General features: G+C 73.0%; 6 protein-coding genes. 4 read left to right on the top strand and 2 right to left on the bottom strand.

Annotation, left to right across the window (positions count from 1 at the left end; all coding sequences use genetic code 11):
- Positions 1-548: 548 nt before the first annotated feature.
- Positions 549-968, top strand: coding sequence for a hypothetical protein (locus tag AB0L29_RS05050; protein ID WP_365823449.1), 420 nt, complete (start codon positions 549-551; stop codon positions 966-968).
- A gap of 11 nt (positions 969-979) precedes the next feature.
- Here the strand turns inward: AB0L29_RS05050 and AB0L29_RS05045 are convergent, their stop codons facing one another.
- On the bottom strand, positions 980-1741 hold the full coding sequence (locus tag AB0L29_RS05045) for an SDR family oxidoreductase (protein WP_365823408.1): 762 nt from the start codon (positions 1739-1741) through the stop codon (positions 980-982).
- Between the two features lie 145 nt (positions 1742-1886).
- Between AB0L29_RS05045 and AB0L29_RS05040 the strand changes: the two genes are divergently transcribed.
- Positions 1887-2765: a helix-turn-helix transcriptional regulator gene (locus tag AB0L29_RS05040; RefSeq protein WP_365823406.1), complete on the top strand. Its 879-nt coding sequence runs from the start codon at positions 1887-1889 to the stop codon at positions 2763-2765.
- Between the two features lie 416 nt (positions 2766-3181).
- Here the strand turns inward: AB0L29_RS05040 and AB0L29_RS05035 are convergent, their stop codons facing one another.
- Positions 3182-4567 (bottom strand): cystathionine beta-synthase, encoded by a 1386-nt coding sequence (locus AB0L29_RS05035; RefSeq protein WP_365823404.1) that lies wholly within the window; start codon positions 4565-4567, stop codon positions 3182-3184.
- A 200-nt stretch (positions 4568-4767) separates the two neighbouring features.
- Between AB0L29_RS05035 and AB0L29_RS05030 the strand changes: the two genes are divergently transcribed.
- Complete coding sequence (locus tag AB0L29_RS05030) at positions 4768-5787, top strand: SGNH/GDSL hydrolase family protein (RefSeq protein ID WP_365823402.1); 1020 nt, start codon at positions 4768-4770, stop codon at positions 5785-5787.
- Between the two features lie 203 nt (positions 5788-5990).
- A complete protein-coding gene (locus AB0L29_RS05025) occupies positions 5991-7211 on the top strand; it encodes an acetyl-CoA C-acetyltransferase (RefSeq protein WP_365823400.1) in 1221 nt (406 codons plus the stop codon).
- Positions 7212-7464: the final 253 nt, after the last annotated feature.

Raw genomic sequence — 7464 nt, 5'->3', positions numbered from 1 at the left:
GCACCAGCGTCCTCTTCGCCATGCTCCGCGACGGAACCTTCTACGAACCGAGGAGCCCTCGCGTCGCTTGACGAAAGACATAGAGGCACCCCCCCGCCGGTGCCCGTCGACCTCGACGCCGTCGGGGTCCTCATTTGAGCCAAATCTGAGGTTACCGCCCCCCTGCTGACAACCCCTCACCAATTTCTCTCCCGGTGCGCTCACCGCGCTGGTGGACGTGACTGGCTCGGCACGCTGGAGGCGACGTTTCGACAGCCCTCGGAGCAAGGCCGAGAGGCTCTGGGACCGCTGGGGGCCTATCGCCGCGTGCAGAGATCACCGCTACCGCTCATCGATAAGCGCTGGTCAGCCCCCTCTCATTTTCAGTGACCCGAACTCGCGCTACTTCGACGTCCGTAAAAGTGATAGTGCGCAGGTCAGAGACCTTGTCACCTCTCATTTTCAGCGGCGGCCCTCACCCCGTACGCCGGGCAGACCCCCGGTGGACAGGGGGGATATCCCCAGTGCGGCGGCTCCCTCCCGCTCCCTACCGTGGTCGCATGACCGGAATGGAAGCGCGGGACACCGAGCTGAAGAAGGAACTCGACGCCACCTTGCGGGCCCGCGGGGAACTGGGCGAGGAGTACGAGTCCGCGCTGGTCGACTCGTTCCTGGAGAAGGTGGAGCAGCGCATCGACGGCGCGGTCGAGCGCCGGGTGCGCCGGCAGCTCGCCGAGCAGCAGATGACGGTGGCCCGGGACTCGCGCGCGCCGCGGGCGACGGACACCTGGGGCGAGCGCTTCGGCTTCGGGATCGTCTCCCTCGTCCTGGCGGTCCCGCTGTCGGCGATCGGCGGGGGCGTCGCCGACCTGCCCGGTCTGCTCGCCGCCTGGGCCGGCATCGTCGGCGTCAACGTGGTCCAGGCTGCCCGGACCCACCCCCACCTCTTCCGGCGCCGCTCCTCCCGGGACGGCGACTGGGACGTCTGAGCGCCGGCCGTTCACACCTGCCGCGTCGGCAGCGCGACGATCTGCCGCAGGTTGACCCGGCGCGGCCGGCTCGTCGCGTACGCCACCAGGTCGGCGAGTTCCTCGGCGGACAGCGCGCCCACCGCGTCCAGCATGTCCTGCACCTGCCGCGCCAGCTCCGCGTCGCCGATGTGCGAGCGCAGCTCGCTCTCGACGAACCCCGGCTCGATGTTGGTGACCCGCACGTCCCGCGGCCCGAACTCGCTGCGCAGGGACTGCGACAGGTGGGTGACCGCCGCCTTGGTCGCGCCGTAGACGGCGTAGTTCGGGAACACCAGGTGCGCGGCGACGGACGAGATGTTCACGATGTCCGCCGTACGGCCGTCCGCCGCCGCCTCCACCAGGTCGCCGCCGAAGGCGCCGACGACCCGCAGCACACCGGCGACGTTGGTGTCGAGCATCCGCTGCCACTCGTCGGCGCGGCCGGCGTCGACCGGGTGGGGCAGCATGACCCCGGCGCAGTTGACGACCAGGTCGACGGGTCCGTACGCCGCGTGGATCCGGTCGGCGGCGGCCGCCACGGACGCGTCGTCGGTGACGTCCGTGACGACGGCCAGCGCCTGCCCGTCCCCGGCGCGGATCTTCTCGGCGACCGCCGACAGCCGCTCACCGCGCCGGGCCAGCAGCGCCACCCGGGCTCCGCGTGCCGCCAGCAGCACGGCGACGGCCTCCCCGATCCCGCTCGCGGCTCCGGTGACGACGGCGGTGCGGCCGGCCAGGTTCTCGTACGGCATCGAGTGCTCCCTACAGGTTCGCCGGGGCGTCTCCCCGGCCTCGCCCACCACCCTCGGCGCCGTCGGCCGCCGCACCCAGGGATGCGTTCTTCCTGGGTCTGCCGGTACCAGGTTCGCGGGCCGCCGCTCCTTTAGGCTCGCGTCCATGAACGGGGAACTGGGGAACTTCCTGCGCTCGCGCCGCGCCCGCATCCGGCCGGAGGAGGTGGGGCTGCCCTCCTACGGCCGCCGCCGGGTGCCCGGCCTGCGCCGCGAGGAGGTGGCGCTGCTGGCCGGGGTGAGCGTCGACTACTACGTGCGGCTCGAACAGGGCCGCGGTCCCGGGAGTGCCTCCCGGACGGGGTCCGGGGGAGTCTCGGACGCCGTGCTGGACGCGGTCGCGCGCGTGCTGCGGCTGGACGACGCGGAGCGCGCGTACCTGCGCGCGATCGCCCGCCCGCACCGCCGGGCCGCCTCCCGCGGTCCGGCCGCCTCCGGGGTCCGTCCGGGCGTCCGGCTGCTGCTGGAGGGCATGGACCGCAACCCGGCGTACGTCCTGGACCACCGCATGGACGTGCTGGCCTGGAACGCCCTCGCCGACGCGGTGGTCGGCCTCGGCGGCACGGCCGCCCCCGGCGGCCGCAGCCTCCCGCGCCGCGTCTTCCTCGACCCCGCCGCGCGCGACCTGTATGCCGACTGGCCCGCGATCGCCGCCCAGACGGTCGCCCACCTCCGCATGAACGCGGGCCACCACCCCGACGACCCCGCCCTGGGCGCACTGGTCGGCGAACTCTCCCGGCGCAGCGAGGACTTCCGCCGCCTGTGGGCCGATCACCTGGTCAGGCCCTGCGAGTACGGCGTGAAGCGCGTCCGGCACCCGGTCGCGGGCCTGTTCACCCTCCCCTACGAGACCCTCACGGTCCCGGCGGCGCCGGAGCAGACGATCGTCGTCTACACCCCGGAACCGGGCTCGGAGACGGCGGAACGACTGGCCCTGCTGGGCAGTTGGGCCTCGGCCGTCCCCGGCGCCGCGGAACGCGCCTGAGGGGACCGCGCGTCGGGGGACGCGGGGCGCGGGGCACCGCGCGGACGGCCGTCCCGCCCGGCGAAGCGGCCACCGGGGGCCGCGCGAAGAGGTGCGCGGGGACCGCCGCACCCCCGTTGCCGGGGGGCGGGACGACGGCGGTCCCCGCGGGGGACGCGGGCCGGGTCAGGCCGGGCTTGCGCGTCCGTGGCGTCCGTGGAGGTCCGGGAGCCGCTCCGGAGGTCCTGTGACGCCGTTCGGCGCCGGCCCGGGCGGGGAGCCGCTCCCGCCCCTGCCGGCACCCACCAATCTGCCGGACGCGTGTTAAGCCGGTGCTGCGCGGACGTGACGCGCTCGTACCACTTCCGCGGAGTGCCCGAAGATCACGTACGCCGCGCGTTCACCGCGGACACCGGCGGTCCACCGCGAACTCGCCGTCACTTCCCCGTCTTGGCGAGGAAGGCCAGCAGGTCCTGCCGGCTGACCACGCCGGTCGGCTTGCCCTCGACGAGGACGATCGCCGCGTCCGCCCTGCCCAGCACCGCCATCAGGTCCGCGACCGGCTCACCGGAGCCGACCTGCGGCAGCGGCGCGGACATGTGCTTCTCCAGCGGGTCGTCGAGGGAGGCCTTCTTGCTGAACAGCGCGTCCAGCAGCTCCCGTTCCACCACCGAGCCGACGACCTCGGCGGCCATCACGTCCGGGTGGCCGGCGCCGGGCTTGACGACCGGCATCTGGGAGACGCCGTACTCGCGCAGCACCTCGATGGCCTGGCCGACCGTCTCCTCCGGGTGCATGTGGACGAGGGAGGGCATGCCGTCCTCCTTGTCGTCGAGCACGTCGCCGACGCGGGCGCTGGGGCCCTCGTCCTCCAGGAAGCCGTAGTCGGCCATCCACTCGTCGTTGAAGATCTTGCTGAGGTAGCCGCGCCCGCTGTCCGGCAGCAGCACCACCACGACGTCGTCGGGACCGAGCCGCTCGGCGACCCGCAGCGCCGCCACGACCGCCATGCCGCAGGAGCCGCCGACCAGCAGGCCCTCCTCCTTGGCCAGGCGCCGGGTCATCTGGAAGGAGTCCTTGTCGGACACGGCGACGATCTCGTCCGCGACCGTGCGGTCGTAGGCGGAGGGCCAGAAGTCCTCACCGACGCCCTCGACGAGGTACGGCCGCCCGGATCCGCCGGAGTAGACGGACCCCTCGGGGTCGGCGCCGACGACCCGCACCCGGCCCTCGCTGACCTCCTTCAGGTAGCGCCCGGTCCCGGAGATGGTGCCGCCGGTGCCGACGCCGGCCACGAAGTGGGTGATCCGCCCCTCGGTCTGCTCCCACAGCTCGGGACCCGTGGAGTGGTAGTGCGACAGCGGGTTGTTCGGGTTGGAGTACTGGTCGGGCTTCCACGCGCCCGGCGTCTCGCGCACCAGCCGGTCGGAGACGTTGTAGTACGAGTCGGGGTGCTCCGGGGCCACCGCCGTCGGGCACACGACCACCTCGGCCCCGTACGCGCGCAGCACGTTGATCTTGTCCGTGGACACCTTGTCGGGGCACACGAAGATGCACTTGTACCCCTTCTGCTGCGCCACGATGGCCAGTCCCACTCCGGTGTTCCCACTGGTCGGCTCGACGATCGTGCCGCCCGGCCGCAGCTCGCCGCTGCGCTCGGCAGCCTCGATCATGCGCAGGGCGATGCGGTCCTTCACGGAGCCGCCGGGGTTGAAGTACTCCACCTTGGCCAGGACGGTCGCCCTGATGCCCTGGGTCACGCTGTTGAGCCGCACCAGCGGGGTGTTGCCGACGAGGCTGATCATCGAGTCGTGGAATTGCACCGTTGTCTCCGGATGCTGCAAAAGATGTGGTCGTAGTGGTTCCGCCAGCCTAGGCCCTGTCGCCGGGTTCCCGTGGTCCGCCCGGACGGGTCCCGCCCCGCCGGTGACCCGTGACGGTCGTTCACCGTGCGTTGCGATTGGGCGACGCCCTGTACGGGGCAAGCACTGGGTGTAGGGGTTCGAGGAGGTGGCGGCGACGCATGACGAGCATGTCGAGGGCGAGGGTGGCCCGGCGGATCGCGGCCGGCGCGGCGTACGGCGGCGGGGGGATCGGCCTGGCCGGTGCGGCCGCCGCGGGGCTGCTGCTGGCCGAGGCGCATCTGGCGCGGCGCCGGGTGGGGGTCAACACGTCTCCGCACGTACCGAACGCGCAAGGGCTGTACGGCCGTGGCTACGCCGTGCCCGGTGAGCCGCCCCTGAGGCTGGCCATGCTGGGCGACTCTACGGCCGCGGGCCAGGGGGTGCACCGGGCCGGGCAGACGCCGGGGGCGCTGCTGGCCTCGGGGGTCGCGGCGATCGCGGAGCGGCCGGTGGAGCTGCGTTCGGTCGCGCTGCCCGGGGCGCGCTCCGACGACCTGGACCGTCAGGTGGCGCTGGCGCTCGCGGACCCCTCCCGCGTACCCGACATCTGCGTGATCATGGTCGGCGCCAACGACGTCACCCACCGCATGCCGCCGACCCGCTCGGTGCGGCACCTGTCCTCGGCGGTACGGCGGCTGCGTACGGCCGGCGCGGAGGTGGTCGTCGGCACCTGCCCCGACCTGGGCACGCTCGAGCCGGTGCAACAGCCGCTGCGCTGGCTGGCCAGGCGGGCCTCCCGCCAGCTGGCCGCCGCCCAGACGATCGGCGCCGTCGAGCAGGGCGGCCGCACGGTGTCGCTGGGCGACCTGCTGGGCCCCGAGTTCGCGGCGAATCCGCGCGAGCTGTTCGGCCCCGACAGCTACCACCCCTCCGCCGAGGGCTACGCGACCGCGGCGATGGCGATCCTGCCGACGGTGTGCGCCGCCCTCGGCCTGTGGCCGGCGGAGGAGGAGCGCCCGGACGCCTCCCGCCGCGAGGGCTTCCTGCCGGTGGCCAGGGCGGCGGCCGAGGCCGCGCGGGAGGCCGGCACGGAGGTCACGGCGGCGATGCCGACCGGGCCGCGGGGGCCGTGGGCCCTCCTCAAGCGCCGCAGGCGGCGCCGGCTGCCGGAGCCGGAGCCCGCCGCGCCGTCGGCCTGAAGGGCCCGGCGAGGGGTACCCGGGCGGCGCCGCCGGGTGCCCGGCGCCGTGCCGGGAGCCGGCGGGTCCACCACGGACAGGGAAAAAGCAAGCGCTTAGAAAACTGCGGCCAGGGTCACACCCCACCACCCGTGACCCGGCCCGTACGTACGGGTAACTTCCAATCAGCCCTGCCCGACCACCCGGTATGCCCTGGAGCCGTGATGCCCGAAGCCGTGATCGTCTCTGCCGCCCGCTCCCCCATCGGCCGCGCCTTCAAGGGCTCCCTGAAGGACCTGCGCCCGGACGACCTGACCGCCACCATCATCCAGGCGGCCCTCGCCAAGGTCCCCGAACTGGACCCGAAGGACATCGACGACCTGATGCTCGGCTGCGGCCTGCCCGGCGGCGAGCAGGGCAACAACCTCGGCCGCATCGTCGCCGTGCAGATGGGGATGGACCACCTCCCCGGCTGCACCGTCACCCGCTACTGCTCCTCCTCGCTGCAGACCTCCCGCATGGCCCTGCACGCCATCAAGGCCGGCGAGGGCGACGTCTTCATCTCGGCGGGCGTCGAGACGGTCTCCCGCTACGCCAAGGGCAACTCCGACAGCCTCCCGGACACGCACAACCCGCTGTTCGCCGAGGCCGAGGCCCGTACCGCGCAGGTCGCCCAGCAGGAGGGCACCACCTGGCACGACCCGCGCGAGGACGGCCTGCTGCCCGACCCGTACATCGCCATGGGCCAGACCGCCGAGAACCTGGCCCGCTGGAAGGGCGTCACCCGCCAGGAGATGGACGAGTTCGGCGTCCGCTCGCAGAACCTGGCCGAGGAGGCCATCAAGAACGGCTTCTGGGAGCGGGAGATCACCCCGGTGACCCTCCCCGACGGCACGGTGGTCTCCAAGGACGACGGCCCGCGCCCCGGCGTCACCATGGAGGGCGTCGCCGGCCTCAAGCCGGTCTTCCGCCCCGACGGCCTGGTCACCGCCGGCAACTGCTGCCCGCTCAACGACGGCGCCGCCGCGCTCGTCATCATGAGCGACACCAAGGCCCGCGAGCTCGGCCTCACCCCGCTCGCCCGGATCGTCTCCACCGGTGTCTCGGGCCTGTCCCCCGAGATCATGGGCCTGGGCCCGGTCGACGCCTCCCGGCAGGCGCTGCGGCGGGCCGGTCTGACCATCGACGACATCGACCTGGTCGAGATCAACGAGGCGTTCGCGGCGCAGGTCATCCCGTCCTACCGCGACCTGGGCATCCCGCTGGAGAAGCTCAACGTCAACGGTGGCGCCATCGCCGTCGGCCACCCCTTCGGCATGACCGGCGCCCGCATCACCACCACGCTGATCAACTCGCTCCAGTACCACGACAAGCAGTTCGGCCTGGAGACGATGTGCGTCGGCGGCGGCCAGGGCATGGCCATGGTCATCGAGCGCCTCAGCTGAGCGCTCCGGCCGCAGCCGGACGGTAGCCGTCGCGGCACCGACGGTGAAGCTTGGGCCCGGAACCCCGGAAACGCCAGGGTTCCGGGCCGTTTTGTGACTCAATCGCCCCCAGGATGTGACCTATCTCCCTCGCCCTGTGGATCGCGCAGGTCAGAGCCGTGCGCCCCCTGCGCCCACCCTGAGCGGGCTGTCCGATTCGTGACGTTACGCACTGACAGCGGGTTAGTCCGCCCTTCAAGCTGATGTAGGAAGT

This window comes from Streptomyces sp. NPDC052701 (assembly GCF_040678355.1).
Lineage (GTDB): Bacteria > Actinomycetota > Actinomycetes > Streptomycetales > Streptomycetaceae > Streptomyces.
This window is presented reverse-complemented; position numbering and strand designations above follow the sequence as displayed.